The sequence below is a fragment of the Pseudomonas sp. GM25 genome, assembly GCF_000282255.1.
Lineage (GTDB): Bacteria > Pseudomonadota > Gammaproteobacteria > Pseudomonadales > Pseudomonadaceae > Aquipseudomonas > Aquipseudomonas aphyarum.
The window spans coordinates 144,668-165,697 of the sequence record NZ_AKJQ01000035.1 but is presented as its reverse complement, the minus strand read 5'-3'; the positions used below and the strand labels follow the sequence as shown (position 1 = coordinate 165,697).

At 61.3% G+C, this 21,030-nt stretch carries 18 protein-coding genes; 8 read left to right on the top strand and 10 right to left on the bottom strand.

Going from position 1 to position 21,030, the window contains the following annotated elements:
* Positions 1 to 44: 44 nt before the first annotated feature.
* Genes PMI24_RS12055 through PMI24_RS12035 form a run of 5 tightly spaced genes read right to left on the bottom strand, consistent with a single transcriptional unit; the run spans position 45 to position 5,746 of the window.
* Positions 45 to 863: a class I SAM-dependent methyltransferase gene (locus tag PMI24_RS12055; protein ID WP_007954201.1), complete on the bottom strand. Its 819-nt coding sequence runs from the start codon at positions 861 to 863 to the stop codon at positions 45 to 47.
* Positions 857 to 2,011 (bottom strand): acyltransferase family protein, encoded by a 1,155-nt coding sequence (locus tag PMI24_RS12050; RefSeq protein WP_007954199.1) that lies wholly within the window; start codon positions 2,009 to 2,011, stop codon positions 857 to 859. Before PMI24_RS12050 ends, PMI24_RS12055 begins: the two co-directional genes overlap by 7 nt.
* Positions 2,008 to 2,904 (bottom strand): class I SAM-dependent methyltransferase, encoded by an 897-nt coding sequence (locus tag PMI24_RS12045; RefSeq protein ID WP_007954197.1) that lies wholly within the window; start codon positions 2,902 to 2,904, stop codon positions 2,008 to 2,010. Before PMI24_RS12045 ends, PMI24_RS12050 begins: the two co-directional genes overlap by 4 nt.
* Entirely contained in the window at positions 2,901 to 4,205 is a 1,305-nt protein-coding gene (locus PMI24_RS12040; protein WP_007954195.1) for a glycosyltransferase, read from the bottom strand. The genes PMI24_RS12045 and PMI24_RS12040 overlap by 4 nt, the downstream gene beginning before the upstream one ends.
* Positions 4,199 to 5,746, bottom strand: a complete 1,548-nt coding sequence (locus tag PMI24_RS12035; RefSeq protein ID WP_007954193.1) for a glycosyltransferase — start codon at positions 5,744 to 5,746, stop codon at positions 4,199 to 4,201. The genes PMI24_RS12040 and PMI24_RS12035 overlap by 7 nt, the downstream gene beginning before the upstream one ends.
* 426 nt (positions 5,747 to 6,172) lie before the next feature.
* On the opposite strand from PMI24_RS12035, the gene PMI24_RS12030 reads away from it, so the two are divergent.
* From PMI24_RS12030 to PMI24_RS11995, 8 genes are read left to right on the top strand one after another with little or no spacing between them, the layout of a single operon-like run.
* On the top strand, positions 6,173 to 7,087 hold the full coding sequence (locus PMI24_RS12030; protein WP_007954191.1) for a GDP-mannose 4,6-dehydratase: 915 nt from the start codon (positions 6,173 to 6,175) through the stop codon (positions 7,085 to 7,087).
* Positions 7,084 to 8,055, top strand: coding sequence for a GDP-mannose 4,6-dehydratase (gmd, locus tag PMI24_RS12025; protein WP_007954189.1), 972 nt, complete (start codon positions 7,084 to 7,086; stop codon positions 8,053 to 8,055). Before PMI24_RS12030 ends, gmd begins: the two co-directional genes overlap by 4 nt.
* A 3-nt stretch (positions 8,056 to 8,058) precedes the next feature.
* Positions 8,059 to 9,501 (top strand): mannose-1-phosphate guanylyltransferase/mannose-6-phosphate isomerase, encoded by a 1,443-nt coding sequence (locus PMI24_RS12020; RefSeq protein ID WP_007954187.1) that lies wholly within the window; start codon positions 8,059 to 8,061, stop codon positions 9,499 to 9,501.
* On the top strand, positions 9,502 to 10,299 hold the full coding sequence (locus tag PMI24_RS12015) for an ABC transporter permease (protein ID WP_007954181.1): 798 nt from the start codon (positions 9,502 to 9,504) through the stop codon (positions 10,297 to 10,299).
* Entirely contained in the window at positions 10,299 to 11,549 is a 1,251-nt protein-coding gene (locus PMI24_RS12010; RefSeq protein WP_007954179.1) for an ABC transporter ATP-binding protein, read from the top strand. The genes PMI24_RS12015 and PMI24_RS12010 overlap by 1 nt, the downstream gene beginning before the upstream one ends.
* Positions 11,546 to 12,913, top strand: coding sequence for a glycosyltransferase family 4 protein (locus PMI24_RS12005; RefSeq protein ID WP_007954178.1), 1,368 nt, complete (start codon positions 11,546 to 11,548; stop codon positions 12,911 to 12,913). Before PMI24_RS12010 ends, PMI24_RS12005 begins: the two co-directional genes overlap by 4 nt.
* Complete coding sequence (locus PMI24_RS12000) at positions 12,897 to 14,027, top strand: glycosyltransferase family 4 protein (protein ID WP_007954177.1); 1,131 nt, start codon at positions 12,897 to 12,899, stop codon at positions 14,025 to 14,027. The genes PMI24_RS12005 and PMI24_RS12000 overlap by 17 nt, the downstream gene beginning before the upstream one ends.
* Complete coding sequence (locus tag PMI24_RS11995; protein WP_007954176.1) at positions 14,028 to 15,158, top strand: glycosyltransferase family 4 protein; 1,131 nt, start codon at positions 14,028 to 14,030, stop codon at positions 15,156 to 15,158.
* 4 nt (positions 15,159 to 15,162) lie between these two features.
* Here PMI24_RS11995 and PMI24_RS11990 read toward each other — a convergent pair whose 3' ends face one another.
* The 5 genes from PMI24_RS11990 to PMI24_RS11970 all read right to left on the bottom strand — a co-directional run bounded on the left by PMI24_RS11990 (position 15,163) and on the right by PMI24_RS11970 (position 20,838).
* Complete coding sequence (locus tag PMI24_RS11990; protein WP_007954175.1) at positions 15,163 to 17,193, bottom strand: 2Fe-2S iron-sulfur cluster-binding protein; 2,031 nt, start codon at positions 17,191 to 17,193, stop codon at positions 15,163 to 15,165.
* A gap of 45 nt (positions 17,194 to 17,238) precedes the next feature.
* Positions 17,239 to 17,865, bottom strand: a complete 627-nt coding sequence (locus tag PMI24_RS11985) for a glutathione S-transferase family protein (protein WP_007954174.1) — start codon at positions 17,863 to 17,865, stop codon at positions 17,239 to 17,241.
* A gap of 104 nt (positions 17,866 to 17,969) precedes the next feature.
* A complete protein-coding gene (locus PMI24_RS11980) occupies positions 17,970 to 18,896 on the bottom strand; it encodes a LysR family transcriptional regulator (RefSeq protein ID WP_007954172.1) in 927 nt (308 codons plus the stop codon).
* Between the two features lie 158 nt (positions 18,897 to 19,054).
* Positions 19,055 to 19,831, bottom strand: coding sequence for a hypothetical protein (locus tag PMI24_RS11975; protein ID WP_007954170.1), 777 nt, complete (start codon positions 19,829 to 19,831; stop codon positions 19,055 to 19,057).
* Positions 19,819 to 20,838, bottom strand: coding sequence for a hypothetical protein (locus PMI24_RS11970; RefSeq protein WP_007954168.1), 1,020 nt, complete (start codon positions 20,836 to 20,838; stop codon positions 19,819 to 19,821). Before PMI24_RS11970 ends, PMI24_RS11975 begins: the two co-directional genes overlap by 13 nt.
* Between the last annotated feature and the right edge of the window lie 192 nt (positions 20,839 to 21,030).

Below are 21,030 nucleotides of genomic sequence, written 5' to 3'. Positions count from 1 at the left end.
TGCAGATCCCTGAGACATCAGGCTGCAAGGTTACACAAAAGCGCTCAGGGCTTGCGGGCAATGATGACCTGACTTTTCGCCACCACCGCATCCAGCGCCTGCTTGATCTGCGCGCCGCGCGGCGAGTCGAGCACCGCTTGCCAGGTATCGGCCCAATGGTTGAGCAGCGGATGATCCGGGTTGCTGAATTCGACCTTGGCTTCCCAGAACAGCATCATCCACATCGACCAGTAAAAGCCGTACTGGCTATGGCTGATGATCTCGAGTCCCGCCTCGCTGACCATCGCCTTGAACTGCTCTTCGCTGATGATGCGAATGTGGTTGGGCTTCTGGAAATACTCCGGCGCGGCAATGTCCTTTTGCAGGTCTTCGGAGCTGGGGTGCGGCACGCTCAGCAAATACAACGCGCCCGACTGGCCGACACGCACCAGTTCGGCAAGGAACTGCGCCGGATCGTCGACGTGCTCGATGACTTCAGTGGACACCACGCGAGTGGCGGTGCCATCGGCGATCGGCAGCGGATTGCAGTCGGTCACATGGCATTCGACGCCACGCGCCGGCGTATCGCTCAGGCGCTGGCGAGTCGCTTCGACCTTGGCGCCGTCGATGTCGGCAATGATGATCTTCGCCCCGCGCATGCCGCAGAAATGCACGTTGCCACCGTCGCCGCAGCCAACGTCGAGCAAGGTGTCATCAGCGGTCACCGGGAAGCCTTTGAACAGCTCACCGGTTTCCTGGTTGAACCAGCCGCTGAGCATCGCGTCGTGCAGGCCGAGCATGTAAGGGTCCACCTTGTCGGCGACCGGTGCGACAGCTTGTGCGGGGGCCGGAGCCGCCGTGAGTTTTTTCAGAAGGCTCAGCATGAGGTGGCTCCAGAGGACGAGACGACGGTTCGCGAGGTGGCGAGGCGTTTCACCAGCGTGGCGCCTCGATTGCGCATGGGCATTTCGATCAAGCGGTAATTGAGTTCGCTGAGCAGCACGATCAGGCCACCGGCTATCAGCAGCGTCACGATCGGATGCCCGGCCGGGTTCGGCAGACCGGCGCCCTGCAAACGGAAGATCAGTTCCCGTACCAGTTGATAGGCCGGGATGTGGATCAGGTAAATGCCGTAGGAGCGGCTGCCGATCCATGCCATCAGTCGTTGCAGGCCACCGGCCGGCAGCAGGTAATTGCGGTCGTACGAAGCAATCCACACCAGTACGGCGCTGAGCACGGCGATAGACCCGATGCGGTAACCGGCAAAAGTGAAACGGTCGGTGGCCATGAAACTCAGCAGCGCTCCGAGGCCGACCAGCGCGAACACTCCGGCCCATGGCCGCCGCAGGAATACCGGCTCCCAACGGCGATAACCCGGCTGCACGCTCCACATGGCCAACAGCACACCCAGCGCCAGCGCATCGGTACGAATCACCATCAGCAGCGGCGTGCGCACGGTGCACAATTGCACCGCCACCAGCGCCAGCAATGCCCACACCAGATGCTTGCGGCACAGCATGATCAATAGCGGGAACAACAGGTAGAACTGCTCCTCCAGCGCCAGGCTCCAGTAGACGAAACTGCTGCCGTATTCGTAATGAAAGAACGCATCGGCAAAGCGGAAATTGGCGTACTGCAGCACCCCGGCCAGGGTGGCCTGGACGTTGGCGGACCACGTGCCGAACGCGCCTGATCGATTCAGAAACACGCACGCCAGCAGCATCAGCGCCAGCCACAGCCAGGCCGACGGCAGAAGACGAAACGCCCGGCGCAGCCAGAAATTGCGCGTCTGCTCCCAGTACTCCTGGCGATTGCTGCAGCCGCGCAGAGCCGGGATCAGGCTGCGGGCGATGACAAACCCGGAGATCGCAAAAAACAGGTCGACACCCCACCACGGCTGCGCCCAGGCATGGATCCTTTCAAGCAGCGGCACCGTGTCGGTGAACAGGCTGCCCTGCAAGTGATGAAACAGCACGCCGAGTACCGCAACAGCGCGCAGGACTTCGATGTCCATGATCCGCTTGCCGCTCATGACACACGTCCTGCATCGAGCGGTTTGCGGGCGATGATCACCTGACTCTTGGGCATGAAACGGTCGAGCATCTGTTTGATCGCCAAGCCATCGGGCTGCGCCAGCAAGTCCTGCCAGGTTCTGGCCCAACTCTCCATCAACGGTGGATACGGCGCCTGGATCCGGTCGCGCACGGCCCCGCCGAGGTCACGTCCGGCAGCCCGTTCGCTGGCCCAGAAAAAGATCATGCCCATGACCCAGAAAAACCCCGTGGCCTGGCGATGCTCGATCACCAGGCCGGCATCCTCCACCAGTGCCGCGAAGCGTTCCGGGGTAAAGATCTGCACATGGTTGGGTGACTGGTAATAACCCGCCGGGGCAATGCCCTGCTGCAAATGCTCGCCCACCGGCGCCGGCACACTGAGCAGGTACAGCGCACCGGGACGGCCCATGCGCACCAGCTCGGCCATGAACGGCTCGGGCTGATCGATGTGCTCCAGCACTTCCATGCACACGACCTTGCTCGCACAGCCGTCGCTCAGCGGCAGTGGCAGACTGTTGCTGACCAGACCGAGGCTGGCCTTGCGGCTCTGCGCTTCGACTTGCCGGGCGAGGTCGCGCACCTTGTCGTGTTCGCTGTCGGTGAAGATCACCGAGGCGCCCTGGCGTACGGCGAACAATGTCGCCACGCCCTCACCGCAACCCACGTCGAGCAGGGTGTCGTCCGCGTCAATGGCAAAGCCCTTGAGCAACTCGCCACTGTCGCCGTGAAACCAGCCGTCGAGCATGGCGTCGTGCAGGCCGACGTCCCGCGGCGACACGCCAGCAGCCAGCGGTTCAGGCGCAGCAACCGGCAAAGCGACCGGCACCGATCGCGCCACCGGACGCAAACGCCTCAGCAATGCGCGGATCATGTGCCCGTGGCTTCCGTTGCAGCGACAGCGCGAGATTCCTGCACTTGAGCGAGGAAATCACGCAAACGCTGCTCGGCCACCGCCTGACTGCAGAACGCCTGGAGACTGGCAACGGCTTGCGCCGACATTTGCGCATAACGCCCGGGATCGTTCTTCGCCACTGCATAGCTGTCGCGATAGGCCACACAGACCGACGCCCAATTAGTCATGTAGCGCAATGTGCGGAACGCCTTGCGCGGGTCGTGAGGCCAGGCGGTGAGTTCATCGGTGGACTCGACCAGGAACGCGTTGTCGGTGCTCAGGTAATCGATCATCGCCGTGGTGCGCGGCGCCACGGCCGGTTTGCCGCAGGACATGAACTCCATCAGCGGCAGGCACTGACCCTCACCGTAGGAAGTGTTCACCACGTAACGGGTGGCCTGCACCAGACGCTCGTAGTCCGCGTCCGCGAGGTAGCCATAAATCAGCACGATGCGGCAGCGGTAGGACTGGTTTTTGTACAGGTGATGAAGAATGTCGCCGAGCGCTTCTTCGGCATCGTGGTGCGTGAGCTTGAGCACCAGCGTCGCGTCTTCGACGTCGCGGAATGTCACGCAGAAAGCGCTGAGCATGTCTTCCCAGTTCTTGCGCCCGTCACCGGGATTGAACACCGATGTGTAGACGACACCGTCCAGCAGCAGCTCCTGCTCGCGCACCGGTGCCTGGAAATCGATGCCCTCGCCACGGCGCAGGTGTTTCGGACCGAACGCGTCGAGATCGAGCTGACGGCTGTCGGCGACCAGCCCCTTGATCGTCAGGCGCACCGGACCTGTCGAGGGCTGCCCCTGAAGCTGTGCGCCCCGGGCCGCAAAACGATCCCACACCGGCGCGGGCACCGCGACAATCGGGTAATCGGCGCCCATGGCTTCGCGCACGGCATTGACCGTGTAGGTGGAATGGGTGATCGCCGCGCCGCAGGCCCGGAGCACTGTGCGCCAGTCATTGCGCGGCTCGTTGTCGAAGGGTTCGTTGGGGATGGTGCTGAATTCCCAGGCGAACACCGGCAGCGTCGGACATGCCAGGTGGATCGGCGTGCGGTGCGGCGGCGAGAACGACAGGAACACGCAGGGCTCGCCACGGGACAGGCATTCCAGATACAGCGCATCGACTTCGCGCGCCGGATCGACGACTTCCACCACACGCCCAAGGCGTTCGAGCACCGGGCGGTACTCCTTGAGCACGAAGTAATAGCTGTACTCCGAACGCCCCAGGTTCTGCGCGATGGTGTGCTGGTTGGTTTCCGAATGAATGATGATCAGCATGAGGCGTTGTCCGTCACGGGGGCGGCATCGGCAGCCAGCGGCACGAGGCCGAAAAAGTCCGCCATGCGCCGCTGCACCGGAGCGAACGCGCAGTAGTCGTGCATGCGTTCGACAGCGGCGGCAGACATGCGCGCGTATTCCTGCGGCTGCGCCTTGGCCATCCGGTAGCTGTGCTCATAGGCGCTTTTGAGCGAAGCCCAGTCCGGCCGATAGCGCAGGGTGCGGTAGAGGATGCGGGTGTCCTGGGGCCAGATCGTCAGCTCTTCGCTGGACTGCACGACGAAGGCCACCGTGTCGTCGATGTAATCTTCCATGGCCGTGTGGTCCGGGGCGATCACCGGTTTGCCGCTGGACATGAACTCCATCAATGGCAGGCACAGGCCTTCGCAACGTGAGGCGTTCACGTAGAAACTCGCAGCCTGGTAGAGCCGCGCGTATTGCGCATCGTCCAGATAACCGTGCATCACCAGCACCCGGCAGGCGAACGGTGTCAGTTGCGCGAGCAGGGTCATCAGTTCGCTGTAGTAGGAGGCCAGATCGTTCTGGGTAATCTTCAGCACCAGCGTCGCGTCAGGCGTTTCGCGAAAGGCCCAGCAGAACGCGGTGATCAGGTGGTGCCAGTTCTTGCGACCGTCCTTGGGGTTGAACACGGTGACGTAGATCACGCCTTCCACCGCGGTCTCGACCACCGAGGAGGTGTCCGGCAGATCCAGCGGGGGTGGCTCGACCACAGCCACCGCAGGCGGAGCGGCGATGGCCGGGAAACGTTTTTCAAGCCAGGCGTGTGCGCTGTCCGACAGCAGATCCTGCACACCTTCCCAGTACCAGTGGTGCAGGAATTCCACCCGTTCTTCACCCGCGCCCAGCATCCACAGACGCAGATAATGGCGGGCAATGACCAGGCGTCGTTTGACCGTCAGCGGTGGCGGGCGCAGTGCCTCGATTTCAGCCAATTGTTCGGCGGTCAGCGGTTTGGGCAGCAAATCGTCGGCAGACAGTCCCAGCGTGCGGCTGTCGAAAATGCAGCCCTTGATCGCCAGGGTCGCGCCTGGATTGATCGGCGCACTGACGTGCTGCTCACGAATGGCGGCGAAGTTTTCCCACAAGGGCGTCGGCAGCACGAGTACCGGAAAGTCCTCGCCCATGGCGCGACGAATCGCGCGGGCGGTGTGGCTCGACAGCGTGATGACCCGTCCCTGTCGTGCGAGCATCTGCGTCCAGTCGTGGCGCGGATCATCGTCCCACGACTCGTCGGGAATCGAATCGAACTCCCATGCGATCACGCAGATCGTCGGGCATTCAAGGTCGGTCGGCGTGTTTTGTGGCGGCGTGAATGACAGGAAAACGCTGCTTTCACCGGCACCGAGCAGTGCTCGATAGAGTGGATCGACTTCGGCGCGGCTGGATACCACATGCACCCGACCCAGGCTTTCCAGCACCGGGCGATAGGCCTTGAGCACGAAGTAGTAGCTGTATTCGGGACGCCCGAGACTCTGGCTGATGGAGCGGTCGTTGACGTCCGAGTAGAGAATGAAATTCATGGCATCCCACGGTGAAACCGCCATCCCGGCAACTTCACGCTATGACGGCCGGGCGTCGGATCGAACCGGTATCAGCGGTGTTCGTCCTGCGTCATCGGGCACGTCTCTGTTCTTGTTTTAATGTTCGGTTTGACCCTGTCGCACGATCCTTGCGAAATGCCGCCGGGGATCGCGACGAGGGGCATTCTAAACACATCCGCCGAGGATTCGGGAACCGCCCGGCGAGAAAAACCCGACTACTCTGACGAGAACTGACCAGTCACGGTTTGGCCGGTTGAAATTGCTGCGCAATTGGCACAGATTGGCAACCAAACAACTACAACAACGACTTCACCCGTCGTTCTGCCGGATTTTTCTCTCGGTCTGACAGACATTCCCTTAAAGCCTGTGGGAAGTGGTGAAAGTTAAAGACCAAGGGGTCGCTGTTTGAAAAAAAGTCTGTTCATCACGGGTCTCAGTGGATTCGTGGGACAACACATCCAGTCACGTCTGCAAGGGGAAGACGCGTCGTGGGAGCTGCTGCCTGCCGCCTCACCCTACGACCTGACAAAACCGGCCAGCCTCATCGACCTGTGGCCTCAGTTGCCCGATGCGGTCATTCACCTGGCTGGCCAGACCTTCGTTCCCGAAGCCTTTCGCGATCCGGCACGTACCTTCGATATCAATCTGCACGGCACCTTGAACCTGTTGCAGGCACTCAAGGCCCGGGGCTTCAAGGGTACGTTCCTGTATGTCAGCTCGGGCGACGTCTACGGCCAGGTTGAAGAACCCGCACTGCCGATCACCGAACAACAACCACCCTGCCCGCGCAATCCTTATGCAGTGAGCAAACTGTCGGCCGAATTTCTCAGCCTGCAATGGGGGTTGAGCGAAGGCTGGCCGGTGCTGGTGGCGCGCCCGTTCAACCACATCGGCACCGGGCAGAAAGAAAGCTTCGTCATCGCCAGCGCCGCGCGACAGATCAATCGCATCAAGCAAGGGCTGCAGGCGCCGCAACTGGAAGTCGGCGACATCGATGTCACCCGCGATTTCCTTGATGTCGGCGACGTGGTTTCGGCCTACTTCGCGTTGCTGGAAAAAGGCACGCCGGGACAGGTCTACAACATTTGCTCAGGTCGTGAGCAAAGCATCCGCAGCCTCATCGAACAGATGGGCGACCTGGCCGAGGTCGAGCTGCAACTGGTTCAGGACCCGGCGCGCATGCGCCGCGCAGATCAGCGTCGCGTTTGTGGCAGCCATCAACGGCTGGCCCGAACCACAGGATGGACGCCGAAAATCACTACACAACAATCCCTGCGGGCGATCCTGTCCGACTGGGAGACGCGAGTACGACAAGAATGACAAAAAGTGCATTGATCACAGGGATCACCGGCCAGGACGGCGCCTATCTGGCCAGACTGTTGCTCGACAAGGGTTACAAGGTTCACGGCCTGGTGGCACGACGCAGCAGCGACTCGCGATGGCGCCTGCGCGAGATGGGCGTTGAAGCCGACATCGTTTACCTGGACGGCGACATGGCCGACGCCTGCTCGGTGCAGCGCGCGGTGATCAAGTCGGCACCGGACGAGGTGTATAACCTGGCGGCCCAAAGCTTCGTCGCGGCTTCCTGGGACCAACCGGTGACCACCGGCATCGTCGATGGCCTGGGCGTGACTCACCTGCTCGAAGCGATCCGTCAGTTCAGCCCGCACACACGTTTCTATCAGGCATCCACCAGCGAAATGTTCGGCCTGATCCAGGCCGAGCAGCAGGACGAGAACACCCCGTTCTACCCGCGCAGCCCTTACGGCGTGGCCAAGCTCTATGGCCACTGGATCACCGTCAACTACCGTGAAAGCTTCAACCTGCACGCCAGCAGCGGCATTCTGTTCAACCATGAATCGCCACTGCGCGGCATCGAGTTCGTGACCCGCAAGGTCACCGATGCGGCGGCCCGGATCAAGCAGGGCAAACAGCAGGAGCTGGCCCTGGGCAACATCGACGCCAAGCGCGACTGGGGCTTCGCTGGTGACTACGTCGAGGCCATGTGGCTGATGCTGCAACAGGACAAGCCTGACGATTTCGTGGTCGCCACCGGCGTCACCACCACCGTGCGCGAGATGTGCCGCATCGCCTTCGATCATGTCGGTCTCAACTACCGCGACTACGTGAAGATCGATCCGGCGTTCTTCCGCCCGGCTGAAGTCGAAGTGCTGCTCGGCAACCCGGCCAAGGCCCAGCGTGTGCTCGGCTGGAAACCCAAGACCGACCTCGACACCCTGATCCGCATGATGATGGATGCGGACATGAAACGCGTCGCCAAGGAGTAGGCCATGCTGATCCCCGTGATTCTGTCCGGCGGTGCCGGCACCCGTTTGTGGCCGGTGTCCCGCGAGGGCCACCCGAAGCCGTTCATGACCCTGCCCGACGGCCAGTCGCTGTTGGGCAAGACCTACCGCCGCGCCGCCGCGCTGCTGGACGGCTGGGGCGACATCGTCACGGTGACCAACCGCGAGTACTACTTCCAGAGCAAGGATCACTATCAGGCCGCGCGCCTGTCCCGGCATCGCGGGCACTTCCTGCTCGAGCCCACCGGACGCAACACCGCGCCGGCCATCGCGGCGGCAGCACTGTCGCTGCAAGCCCTGCACGGTGATGCAGCGATCATGGTGGTAATGCCCGCCGACCATCTGATCGTCAATGAAGACGCGCTCAAAAGCGCGGTCGAACACGCGGTCAATCTGGCGAAGGACGGTTATCTGGTGACCTTCGGCGTAGTGCCAACTACCCCGGAAACCGGCTTCGGCTACATCGAGACCGGCGCCCCGCTGGATGCAAAAGGCGCTGCCAAGGTGCAGCGTTTCGTGGAAAAACCCGATCTGCAAACCGCCACCCATTACCTGGAAAGCGGTAACTTCCTGTGGAACTCGGGGATGTTCTGCTTCACCACCGCGACCCTGATCGCCGAGCTGGAGCTGCACACCCCCGAGCTGCTGGAGCAGACCCGCGCCTGCATGGCCGCCAGCGAACCGCTGGAAACCACGGGTTATCTGCAACAGGAACTGTCGCCGCAGCTGTTCGCCGAGATCACCGACATCTCCATCGACTACGCGTTGATGGAGCGTTCGGAGAAAGTCGTGGTGGTGCCCGCCGGTTTCGACTGGAGCGACATCGGTTCGTGGGGCGCAGTCGCCGCGCTGGTGCCGGCCGACGCGGATAACAACCGTGCGAGCGGCGAAGCGATCTTCATCGACAGCCGCAATAACTTCGTTCAAAGCGAAGGCCGGCTGGTGGCCGCTGTGGGTGTGGAAGACCTGATCGTCATCGACACCGCCGACGCCGTGCTGGTGGCCCATGCCGACCGTGCGCAGGATGTGCGGCGGGTGGCCAAGCAGCTCAAGGACAAATCCCACGAAGCCTATCGCCTGCATCGTACGGTCAGCCGTCCGTGGGGCACCTACACCGTGCTCGAGGAAGGCCCGCGCTTCAAGATCAAACGCATCGTGGTCAAACCCGGCGGCAAGCTGTCGTTGCAGATGCACCATCACCGCAATGAACACTGGGTGGTAGTCGAAGGCATGGCCAAGGTCACCAACAACGGCAGCGGTACGACCCTGGTGGCGAAGAACGAATCAACGTTCATCGCCGCCGGTCACAAGCACCGTCTGGAAAACCCCGGCGTGATCGACCTGGTGATCATCGAAGTGCAAAGTGGCGAATACCTGGGAGAGGACGACATCGTCCGCTTCGAAGACCAATACGGCAGGACGGTGTGAATGCTGCTTTCCCTGTACCGCTCGCTGCACGACTACCGGGGTTTCATCCTCGGTAGCGTCAAGCGGGAGTTTCAAGCGCGGTATCGCAATTCGCTGTTCGGCGCGCTGTGGACGGTACTCAACCCGCTGTCGATGATCATCGTGTACACGGTGATCTTTTCCCACATCATGCGCGCCCGTCTGCCCGGCGTGGACGACGGCATGGCCTACAGCGTCTACCTGTGCGCCGGGCTGCTGACCTGGGGCCTGTTCTCGGAAATCACCCTGCGCAGCCAGAACATGTTTCTGGAAAACGCCAACCTGCTGAAGAAAATCAGCTTCCCGCGTCTCTGCCTGCCGGTGATCGTGTTGCTCAATGCCGGCATCAACTTCGCGATCATCATCGGCCTGTTCCTCGGCTTTCTGTTGATCACCGGACGCTGGCCGGGGATGGCACTGCTGGCGCTGCTACCGCTTCTCGCGCTGCAAGTGCTGTTCTGCGCCGGGCTGGGGATGATCCTCGGCGTGCTTAACGTGTTCTTTCGCGATGTCGGGCAATTGTTCGCCATCTGCCTGCAATTCTGGTTCTGGCTGACGCCGATCGTGTACCCGCTGAGCATCCTGCCCGAGTGGGTGCAGCGCCTGTTGCAGCTCAATCCGCTGACCAACCTGATCGGCAGTTACCAGAACCTGTTTCTCTACGGTCAGTGGCCGGTGTGGAGTTCGCTGGTGCCGATCTTCGTGATCGGCCTGCTGTTGTGCGCGGTCGGCCTGCGCCTGTTCCGCCGCCGGGTCGGTGAAATGGTGGATGAACTCTGATGGGGCACATACGCGTCACCGGCCTGGGCAAGGCCTACAAGCAGTACCCCACTCGCTGGAGCCGTCTGGCCGAATGGCTGATTCCGTTTTCGCCCATGCGCCATCGCCAGCACTGGGTGCTGCAGGATGTGAATTTCGAAATCGCCCCCGGTGAAGCGGTGGGCATTGTCGGGGTCAACGGCGCCGGCAAAAGCACCCTGCTCAAGATGATCACCGGCACCACTCAACCCACCTGCGGCCAGATCCAGCTCGAGGGCCGGGTCGCGGCGCTGCTGGAACTGGGCATGGGTTTTCACCCGGACTTCACCGGCCGGCAGAACGCCGTGATGGCCGGGCAACTGCTGGGCATGCAGGTCGAAGACATCGAAGCACTGATGCCGGACATCGAACGCTTTGCGGAAATCGGCGAGGCCATCGATCACCCGGTGCGCACCTATTCCAGCGGCATGCAGATGCGCCTGGCCTTCAGCGTCGCCACCGCGCGCCGCCCCGACATCCTGATCGTCGACGAAGCGCTGTCGGTGGGCGATGCCTACTTTCAGCACAAGAGTTTCGACCGCATTCGCAGCTTCCGAAAAGCCGGTACCACGCTGCTGATCGTGTCCCATGACCGTTCCGCGATCCAGTCGATCTGCGACTCGGCGATCCTGCTCGAAGGCGGCCACATGGTCATGCACGACAAGCCCGAAGCGGTCATGGATTACTACAACGCCCTGCTCGCCGAACGCGAAGGCCAGACCGTGCGCCAGGAGCTGCTCGACGGCGGCCAGGTGCGGACCGTGTCCGGCACCGGCGAGGCCGGGATCCTCAGCGTGCGCCTGCTCGATGAACGCGAGCGTTCGATCGAAGCCGCCGAAGTCGGTCAGCCAGTCACACTCGAAGTTGAAGTGGAGATTCGCCAGGACATCGAACGGCTGGTGCTCGGCTTCATGATCAAGGATCGCCTGGGCCAGGCCATGTACGGCATCAACACCCACCGCCAGAATCAGGCGCTGGAGGACCTGCGCGCAGGCGAGCGCATCACCTATCGCTTCGCTTTCGTCATGGGCCTGGGCAAGGGCAACTATTCAATCGCCCTGAGCCTGTCGCGGCTGGATTCGCACTTGGACCGCAACTTCGAATGGCGTGACTACGGCCTGGTGTTCCACGTGATCAACAACCGTCGAGAAGATTTCGTCGGCTGTTCCTGGCTGGGCGCCAGCACCTCGATCACCCGCCATGCGGACAGTCTCGCGGAGCGCGCGCCATGACCCGCCTGCTGGTCGAATGCACCCACGTGTTCAAACACCCGAAGGTCAATTCGGGGATCCAGCGGGTGGTGCGCAATGTCATCAAACAGTTGCCGCCGAGCGCCGAAGGCGTCGAATGCGTACCGGTGGTCCTGCTCAAGGGCCAGCTATACCGTGTGAAGCGTCTGGCCCCGCTGGATTCGCCGCTGTTCAATGCCATCGTCACGTTTGGCGAACGCCTGGAACGCCTGGCGCATCGCTTCTGGCAACTGCATCAGCGGCTCGACTCCCGTTGCCGCACAAAACTGGCAAGACGCCTGCTGTACGTCGGCTATCGCCTGACCTCGTTCGGCGCATTCGGGATACCGCTGCGGCTGGTCGGGCAGGTCAATCGCTATCAAATGCCTCAACGCTGCGAGCCGCTGCAACACCAGCCGGGCGATCAACTGGTGCTGCTGGATTCGTCCTGGCACTCGGACTTTTTCCTGCATGCCGAGCGCCTCAAACAGGAAGGCCTGGGCATCGTTGCGGTGATCTACGACCTGATTCCCCTGTCCCACCCGCAGTTCTACGACACGCGACTGGTCGAGGTGTACAGCGAGTGGTTCGACTGGATCGCCCGCAATGCCGACGGCTTCATGGCGATTTCCGCCACAGTGCGCGATCAGGTGCGTGCAGAACTGCAACGTCGTCTCGGATCGGCCCAAGCTGACAAACGCTGGTTCGACTATTTTCACCTCGGTTCGGAGCTGGATCTGCAAAGCGTCGAAGCCGTCGTCGAACCGCGTCTGCAACAGCTGTTCGCCACGCCAGAGCCGGTGTTCCTGATGGTCAGCACCATCGAGCCGCGCAAGAACCACGATTATCTGCTGGATGCCTTCGACCATGCCTGGGCGAATGGCTCAAAAGCCCGTTTGTGCATTGCCGGGCGCATTGGCTGGAAGTGCGACGCACTGCTTGCCCGGATTCGCAGTCATCCCGAGCTGAACCGATGCCTGTTCATGTTCAACGACTTGAGCGACACCAGCCTCGAACACGCCTACGCCCATGCCAGCGCACTGGTGTTTCCGTCGTTCGTCGAAGGTTTCGGCCTGCCGCTGGTGGAAGCCATGCAGCGCGGGCTGCCAGCGATGGGCAGCGACATCCCGGTATTTCGGGAGATCGGCGGCAAGTTCATGGCGTATTTCGATCTGCAATCGCCGCAAAGTCTCGCCGAACTGGTGCAGACCTTTGAGCGCAGCGGTCGATTCCCCGCTGCCCGCGATGTCAGCGACTGGCAATGGATCGGCTGGCGTGAAGCCGCCGTGCAACTGGCCGAGCGTACCGCGCGCCATGTGCTGGAGGCGCCTCAGGTGCCAGCGAGGCAACATGCGCATAGCCCTTAACGCCCGAATCCTCCAGGCGCCGCGCACCGGCATTGGCCATTACGTGGCCGAACTGGTGAATGCCTTGCACGCTGAAACCGATATCGAGATGGCGCTGTTCCATGGCTGGGGCTGGAGCTCGCAACTGCCGGAAGCGGCGATGCCCGGTTATTCGCGCCTGACGCCATTGCTGCGGCAGATCCCCGGCGCCTATCAGGCGCGCCGCTGGCTGGAGCAGAAACGCTTCGATCAGGGCCCTGCGCAACCGGTCGATCTGTATCACGAACCGAGTCTGTGGCCGCTGGCCTTCAACGGCCCGACCGTGATTACCCTGCACGATCTCACGCACCTGCATTTCCCCGAGACTCAGCCGCCGGCGCGGCTGCGGGAAATCGAACGGCGGCTCGCCGACGGCGTACGCCAGGCGCGGATCATTCTGACCGACTCACAAGCCATCGCTGACGAGGCCCGGGAGTATTTCGGATTGCCCGCCGAGCGCTTTGTGGTCGCGCCGCTGGGGGTCGCCGAGCGTTTCCATCCCAGAGAGCCCCAAGACATCGATGCGGTGCTCAAGGCCCATGCGGTCGAGTTCCGGGAGTATTTCCTCTGCGTCGGCACCCTGGAGCCGCGCAAGAACCTGAACCTGGCCCTGCGCGCCCACGCGCTGTTGCCAGACCTGGTGCGCCAGCGTTTCCCGCTGTTGATCGTCGGCATGGCCGGCTGGCAGCGCGACCAGTTCAGTGAAGAATTGCAGCAAGCGCTGGCTTGCGGGCACGTGTGCCTGCTCGGCTACTTGCCCGATGAGCAAGTCGCGCAATTGCTGGCCGGCGCCAGGGCGCTGATTTTTCCGTCGCTGTATGAAGGTTTCGGCCTGCCGGTGCTGGAAGCGATGGCCAGCGGCACACCGGTGGTACTCACCCGCTCTTCGGCCATGCCGGAAGTGGCGGGGGACGCCGGCAACTATATTGAAGCTGACGATGCAGACGGCTTGCGTGATGCGATGAGCCGACTGATCGATGATCGAGCGCACTGGCAGGCATGCCGGGAAGCCGGATTGCAGCAGGCACGGCTTTTTTCCTGGAAGCGTTGCGCGCAGGCCACGGCCGGCGCCTACCACCAGGCCATGGGAGGTTGAATGCGAGTTCTGCATTTTTTCAAAACGTACCTGCCTGACTCGGTCGGCGGTATCGAGCAAGTCATCTTTCAACTCTGCGAGAGTGGCGCCCAGCACGGCATCGACGGCCAGGTGCTGACTCTCAGCGCCAATCCCGAACCAGCCGTGGTACGCCTCGGCCAGCACGAAGTGCATCGGGCCAGACTGGATATCCAGTTCGCCTCCACGGGTTTTTCCTGGAGCGTGTTCAAGCAGTTTCGCGAACTGGCCGCCGAAGCCGACGTGATCAACTATCACTTCCCTTGGCCATTCATGGATCTGGTGCACTTCGCCAGCGGCGTGAACAAACCGACGGTGGTGACGTACCACTCGGACATCATTCGCCAGAAGCACCTGCTCAAACTCTATCGCCCGCTGATGAACCGCTTCCTCGCCAGTGCCGACCGGATTGTCGCGGCTTCGCCGAACTACCTGCACACCAGCGATGTATTGCAGCAATTCCAGGACAAGACCCGCGTCATCCCGTATGGCTTGAACAAGGCCGGTTATCCACAGCCCGACGTCGAGCGCATGAACCGCTGGCGCCAGCAGCTTGGGGATAAGTTTTTCCTGTTTGTCGGGGTGATGCGCTATTACAAAGGCCTGCACATCCTGCTCGATGCATTGAAGGATGTGGACTACCCGGTGGTGATCGTCGGTGCCGGCCCATTGGAACAGGAACTGCACGCCCAGGCCGCCGCGCTGGGCCTGCGCAACATTCACTTCCTCGGCCGTTTGAGCGATGAAGACAAGGTCGCCCTGCTGCAACTGAGCTACGCGATCGTCTTCCCGTCGCACCTGCGCTCGGAAGCGTTCGGCATTTCGCTGCTGGAAGGCGCGATGTACGGCAAACCGATGATCTCCAGCGAGATCGGCACCGGCACCAGCTACATCAATATCCACAACGAGACGGGACTGGTGGTGCCACCGAGTCATCCACAGGCGTTTCGCGAAGCGATGCGCACCCTGTGGGAAAACCCGGCCCGCGCCGCCGAAATGGGCCTCAAGGCTGAGGCCCGCTATCGGCATTTATTCACAGCCGACGAAATGGGCCGCAAGTGGACCGAGTTGTATCAGGAGCTGCTGGAGGAAAAGGCGTTGTCCTACGCCTGATCCGTTACAGATCCAGCACCAGCGGCTGGGCACTCTGCGCCGGCACCGCGCAGCAAATCAGTACCTGCCCCTCCTCCGGCACTTCCGCCGGAGGCTGTGGATAATTCACCGCGCCGCTGATCAGCCGCGTCTTGCAGGTGCCGCACGAACCACCGCGGCAACTGAATTCCGGGCGCAGGCCGCGGCTTTCCGCCAATTCCAGCAAACTGCCGCCGTCGGGCTGCCAACGCGCTTCCTTGGCCGAACGCTCGAACAGCACCGGCACCGACGTGGTCGCGGCGGGCAATTGCTCGATCACGATCGCATCCGGATCGGGCTGGCGCTTGAGGGTCGAAGGGCCAAAGGTTTCCGCATGGATCTGTCCATCCCGCACATCCAGTTCACGCAACGTGTCGTAGAGACCCTGGGTAAAACCGCCGGGGCCACAGAGCACGAAGTCGACCTGATCAAAATCTTCCAGCGTCAGCAGGTTTCGCAACAGGTCGCCATCAATGCGACCACGAATATCGTAATCCTCGCCTTGCACCAGATCGTCCTCCGGCTGGCTGAGCACTCGCAGCACCTTCACGGCGTCACCGGCATCTTCCAGCAACCGGTCCAGCTCCGCGCGAAACGGCTGATCGGCGAGGCTGCGGGAACTCTGAACAAACAATGTCGGACGAATCCGCCGTGTCCGCAGGCCCTGATACACCACCTCACGCAGCATCGACAGCAACGGCGTGATGCCGACGCCGGCGGCGAGCAGCACCAATGGCTTGCGCTCCAGCGCGGCCACGGTGAAATGCCCCTGGGGCGATCGCGCCTCCAGCACATCACCGACGCTAATCTCCTCATGAAGGTGCGTCGATACCCGCCCTTCGCGTTTCACGCTGATCCGGAAGAAATCATCCGACGGCGCGCCCGACAAGCTGTAAGTGCGGATGTGCATCTCGCCATCGAGGTTGAACCGCAGCGGCAGATGCTGCCCGGCCAGAAACACCGGAAGACCCGCGCCATCGTCCGGCTCCAGATAAATCGAGCGGATGTGGCGGCTTTCTTTTTCAATCCGTGTCACGCGCATCGGACGCCAGGCATCGCCCAGCGCCTGCGCCTGTAACCGTGCATCGGCCTGGGCCCAGGTGCCGGTCAGCAGGCTGGTGGGCGACATACCGTCGAAGCGCCAGCGCAGAGCCAGTGCCGCCGGACGTCGAACCAGTTTCTCCACTTCAAATGTCCACAACCGTTCGGCGCCCTGGAAGGCTTCGATTTGCGGCCCCTCGAGAATCACCTCGGTACGGCCGCTGAGCTGCAACACGTCGCCTGTGGAAAAGTCGATGAACAGCAACCCGGCCAAGGGGTTGAGCAACAAATTGCCGAGGGTATTGAAGTGCAGGTTGCCGGCAAAATCCGGGATCGTCAGGCGATTGCCTTCGATCCGCACAAAACCGGGCTGACCGCCACGGTGGGAAACATCGACTGAACGCTCACCGTCGACATCAACATAACTGGCGACGAAGAAGGTGTCGGCGCTTTCGATCATCGCAATGGCGGCGTCATCGAGGCTGTCACGGTGTTCGGCCTTTCGGGTCTGCGGATCCGTCAGAGGCACCCGCTGAAACTGGCGCAGCTGAATGTACTGCGGGCAGTTGCCGAACGACTGATCCACTGTCAGCGAAAAACCGTCCGCCCCAAGGCTGCCGATGTGGCCATTGAGCCGATTGCGCCGGCGGGTGTGCAGCTCGATGCCAAGCAAACCGATCGCGGCACCGGCCTGCAACTGCGCCGGGTCATCGGCAGCCGGCAGGCTTGCGAACTGCAATTGCGTCGGCTCGGGAGAGTGGGCGAACCCCGGTTCGCCCTCCAGCATACTGGCCCAGGGACGACCCTCGGCATCCACCGCGCCGTACAGCATGAACGGCAATTGCTGATAGAACTGACGGTGCTGATCCGGCATCCAGGTGCGAATCACCTTACGCCCGAATTCCGCCATTCGTTCGGCAACGCCGACATGGGCCTGCAACTGTTGCTCGCCAGCGTGCCACGGTGAACGTTCCATCTCGGCCTCTCCCCTGCACCGTCGGCGCAGTGTGGATGATCAAAGTCAGGCAGTGGTTTGCAGGCCGGCGACGGTGCGCGGCATGCCGACAAAACCGGGCAACGCTTCGATGCGCGCCAGCCAGGCGCGAACGTTGGCGTAGTCGTCCAGCGACACATTGCCTTCCGGCGCATGGGCGATGTAACTGTAGGCCGAGACATCGGCGATGGTGGGCTCAGTGCCGGTCAGGTACGGGGTTTTGCCCAGTTCCGCATCCATCACCTTGAGAAAGTTGTGCGCACGGGTGATGACTTCTTCGGCGTTGAACTTCGCCCCGAACACCGTGATCAGGCGTGCGGCGGCGGGCCCGAAAGCAATCGGCCCGGCAGCCGCCGACAACCAGCGCTGCACGTGCGCTGCGCCGACCGGATCGGTCGGCAACCAGCGACCGTTGCCGTATTTCTGAGCCAGGTAGACGAGAATTGCATTGGAGTCGGCCAGCACCACGCCGTTGTCATCGATGGCCGGCACTTGCCCGAAGCTGTTGATGGCCAGGTAACCGGGCTGTTTGTGCTCGCCTTTGGCGAGATCGACAAACACCAGCTCGGTCGGCAATTGCAGCAGGGACAGCATCAGTTCGACGCGATGGGCGTGGCCGGAACGCGGGAAGTTGTAGAGTTTGATCGCTTGCATGGTCGACTCCGCTGAACGAATGCGCCGTTCAGGATGGACGGCGGCCGTGGCAGCCATCTTCTACCCATCGCGAAAACAACAGAATCACCAGCAAATGCAATCCATTATTTCTTGGTATGAAATAAAGCTGCATTTTTCAGCGCTGGATGCTCACGCAATGCGTTCGCCATGAAGTCTACGAAACTGCGCACCCGCGCCGGTGCCTTGCGCCCGCCCTGATACACCACGTGGATCGGCAGCGCAGGCAGTTCGAATTCGGCGAGGACGATTTCCAGCTCGCCGCAAGCCACCTTGCTGGCCACCTGATAAGACAGCACCCGGGTCAGCCCCAGGCCCAGAGACGCCGCAGTGATTGCAGCCTGATTGGCCGTGACCACCAGACGCGGCTCCGGTTTTACGCCAATCAGTTCACCGTGTTCCATGAACGGCCAACTGCGCTGCTGGCCGATGGCCGACGTCGCCACCACCGGCGCCCCGGCCAGGGCCTGTGGATGAGTCGGGCGGCCATGAACCGCAAAGTATTCCGGCGAGCCGCAAATCACCCGCCGCACCTCACCGACCCGGATCGCATGCTGATTGCTGTCCGGCAACTCGCCGATACGCACCGCGACATCGACGCCCTCCTCGACCATGTTAACCACCCGGTCGAGCAACAGGGCATTGATGGAAACGTCCGGGTATTGCGTCAGATAACGCGCCATCACCGGCGTGACAAACTGTTCTCCGAATAAAACCGGCGCCGTCACCGTCAACTGCCCACGGGGCTGGGTATGACTGCCGGCAGCGGAATCTTCCGCTTCCTGCACTTCGGCGAGAATTCTCCGACAGTCTTCCAGATAACGCAAACCCGCTTCGCTCAAATGCACGCTGCGGGTGGTACGGATCAACAACTGCGTACCGATCCGCTGCTCCAGCGCCGCCACCGCCCGGGTCACGCTGGCTGCCGACAAACCCAGACGCCGCGCCGCAGCGGAGAAGCCCTGCTCCTGGGCGACGATGGCGAAAACCTGCATTTCCTGGAAGCGATCCACTTTTCAACTCCTAAACCGCGGCGTTCATCCGCTGATGCAAGTCCAGTCCAAGCAGAATCACGGATTTTTCCGCGGATTCAAGGCTACGTTCGAAGCCTTTAGTTACCTGGCTTTGAGTGCCGTAAGGAATTCAATTATCAGGCGTAGTTCGCGGATTTTTATGAGGACCGTTGAAGACCAAACGACTCTGCGATGCGACTGATAATGGTCGGAAGATCGCCCCGCATCTTCAGTGTTTTGAGGTCGATGTTTTCAGCTGCCATAAGCTCAAGGAACTGTGCCATATCTACGGTGAGGCTTTCGGGCAACTCGAACACCTCGCCGGTCAGTAGGCCGGAAAGGCGCAGGGCATCGTTTCGGTGCTTTTTAATGTCCCGGCTATCGATCCCACTTTCTCCGCTTTCTTTGCGCTGAGAAAGGTCGAGCCAGGCTTTGGCCTTGAAGGGGATGAGCCGATCAGCGCTGATGTAGGTAAGCTCCTTGCTCTGCTGGCGGCCCGCTAGAAGGAAAGTGTAGTAGTCCTGATTTAGAAGGATGGCACTCAAGCTCGAAACCGACTCACCTGCGGGGATCGGAGTCAGCGTTGCGTTCTCCTCGTGCTCCAAACCTTCAGGTGCACGCGAAAAGAGTTCGATCATGACCGGGTACGCTTCGTCTTTCGGGCCCTGGAATCGATAAAAAACAGGGTTAGGACGATCGCCGCCTCTCTGCCTGATCTCATAACCGCCCGCTTTGATGAAGTCCCAGAAATGCGCGACGAATTCAGCATCCAGGGCTTCGATCACCAGGACGATGTCCAAGTCCTTGGTGGCCCTGAAGCTTTCACCCGCGTCTTCCATTGCCAGAGCGGAGGCAACGCCACCGATCAGGACGTAGCGATCGCGGTATTCGCTAAAATGCCGACCGAATACGTCTAGACCTCTCACGCTAACCATTCAACTTGCTCCTTGAGTTCATCCAACGCAATCTGAATGCGTTCGTCAGGATTATCTTCCAAGCTCAAAAGCAGCGACGCTGCATCTGCTATGTAGCGTCTTTCAGTGAGCGACGGATACGCCCAAATCTCCACCCATTCCTTGATCGCATCCACCGACTCGACTACCTCGAACGCATCAAGCGCCAGCATGTCGTCAAACACTTTCTTGGTCATGCCCCATACGGCCTGCTCGGGCTCCGCCAGCATCGTGCACTTCGCCAGAGCAGTTTCTCCTGCGAGACATACACCGGGCGCCATGGGAATAGTGTTGCGAGTGATGCCAACTCTTTTTTTGACGGGTGAGCGCAGGTATTGCTTGGCTTTTCGGAACACCTCAGAAGGAGATCCGCTGAAAGCGTAGGTTCTCCAGTGCAGTTGGCTTTTCACTGGGATAATCACCTCCAGCGAGGTCAGTTGCTCCACTGCTTTCGACAAGGTCACACGGCTGTATCCCAGATCACCCAGCAAAGCGTTGGTCGTGAAGTAGGTTTTGTCGGGGATGCCCGCATAAAGGCACGACAGAAGCATGGCTTGGGCGGCGGGAAGGAGGGCAATAACCTCGCTTCGCTCTCGCCGCTGGCGGAAACTTTCGCGTAGGTCTAGCGCCATCTCCGGTATGAACATCTGGAAGCCGGGCTGGATAAAATTGATCTGATGCGTGATCAGGCTGCGCCGGTCTTGGATCGTCAGAGATCTGCAGACGAAAGCTATTACCTGGTTGGTAGCTTTGCGCACAAGCTCGACGTGCTTCTGCAGCTTCACGATGCCTGGGTAATCAACGTCGTCACGGGTGACTAGCAGCATCATGGTAAGCGCTGAGAGATGCCCCATAGGGATGCTCAGTTCGTAGGTTTTGTAGTTATCCCGGATGTTGAAAGGAACGCTAGGATGCGCCAGCTCAAGTCGCGCAGTCACGCCGAGCACAGACTCGATGTAGGCCTTGGCTTCGTCTTGTAAATTCGGCATGTCCTGGCTTCTTGTTAACCATATTTTTCAAATGTAAACCACAGTAGTTTACACGTCAAAAAAATGGTTAACAGCGCAGTATTTACCGGAAGAAAATGGATAATGTGCCATCTATAGGGAATTTGAGGCAGCGCGCATCTCAGCATGCACGCTGGGTGCACGGCCCCCTACTAGAGGCCGTGGTCACGCATG

Excerpts from the sequence above, each read along its gene's own strand:
- PMI24_RS11990 (WP_007954175.1), bottom strand. The coding sequence starts at position 17,193 with ATGGAACGTTCACCGTGGCACGCTGGCGAGCAACAGTTGCAGGCCCAT.
- PMI24_RS12035 (WP_007954193.1), bottom strand. The coding sequence starts at position 5,746 with ATGAATTTCATTCTCTACTCGGACGTCAACGACCGCTCCATCAGCCAG.
- PMI24_RS12005 (WP_007954178.1), top strand. The coding sequence starts at position 11,546 with ATGACCCGCCTGCTGGTCGAATGCACCCACGTGTTCAAACACCCGAAG.
- PMI24_RS12045 (WP_007954197.1), bottom strand. The coding sequence starts at position 2,904 with ATGATCCGCGCATTGCTGAGGCGTTTGCGTCCGGTGGCGCGATCGGTG.
- PMI24_RS12055 (WP_007954201.1), bottom strand. The coding sequence starts at position 863 with ATGCTGAGCCTTCTGAAAAAACTCACGGCGGCTCCGGCCCCCGCACAA.
- PMI24_RS11985 (WP_007954174.1), bottom strand. The coding sequence starts at position 17,865 with ATGCAAGCGATCAAACTCTACAACTTCCCGCGTTCCGGCCACGCCCAT.
- PMI24_RS12040 (WP_007954195.1), bottom strand. The coding sequence starts at position 4,205 with ATGCTGATCATCATTCATTCGGAAACCAACCAGCACACCATCGCGCAG.
- PMI24_RS12010 (WP_007954179.1), top strand. The coding sequence starts at position 10,299 with ATGGGGCACATACGCGTCACCGGCCTGGGCAAGGCCTACAAGCAGTAC.
- PMI24_RS12015 (WP_007954181.1), top strand. The coding sequence starts at position 9,502 with ATGCTGCTTTCCCTGTACCGCTCGCTGCACGACTACCGGGGTTTCATC.
- PMI24_RS12020 (WP_007954187.1), top strand. The coding sequence starts at position 8,059 with ATGCTGATCCCCGTGATTCTGTCCGGCGGTGCCGGCACCCGTTTGTGG.
- PMI24_RS12050 (WP_007954199.1), bottom strand. The coding sequence starts at position 2,011 with ATGAGCGGCAAGCGGATCATGGACATCGAAGTCCTGCGCGCTGTTGCG.
- PMI24_RS11970 (WP_007954168.1), bottom strand. The coding sequence starts at position 20,838 with ATGCCGAATTTACAAGACGAAGCCAAGGCCTACATCGAGTCTGTGCTC.
- PMI24_RS11995 (WP_007954176.1), top strand. The coding sequence starts at position 14,028 with ATGCGAGTTCTGCATTTTTTCAAAACGTACCTGCCTGACTCGGTCGGC.
- gmd (WP_007954189.1), top strand. The coding sequence starts at position 7,084 with ATGACAAAAAGTGCATTGATCACAGGGATCACCGGCCAGGACGGCGCC.
- PMI24_RS11975 (WP_007954170.1), bottom strand. The coding sequence starts at position 19,831 with ATGGTTAGCGTGAGAGGTCTAGACGTATTCGGTCGGCATTTTAGCGAA.
- PMI24_RS12000 (WP_007954177.1), top strand. The coding sequence starts at position 12,897 with ATGCGCATAGCCCTTAACGCCCGAATCCTCCAGGCGCCGCGCACCGGC.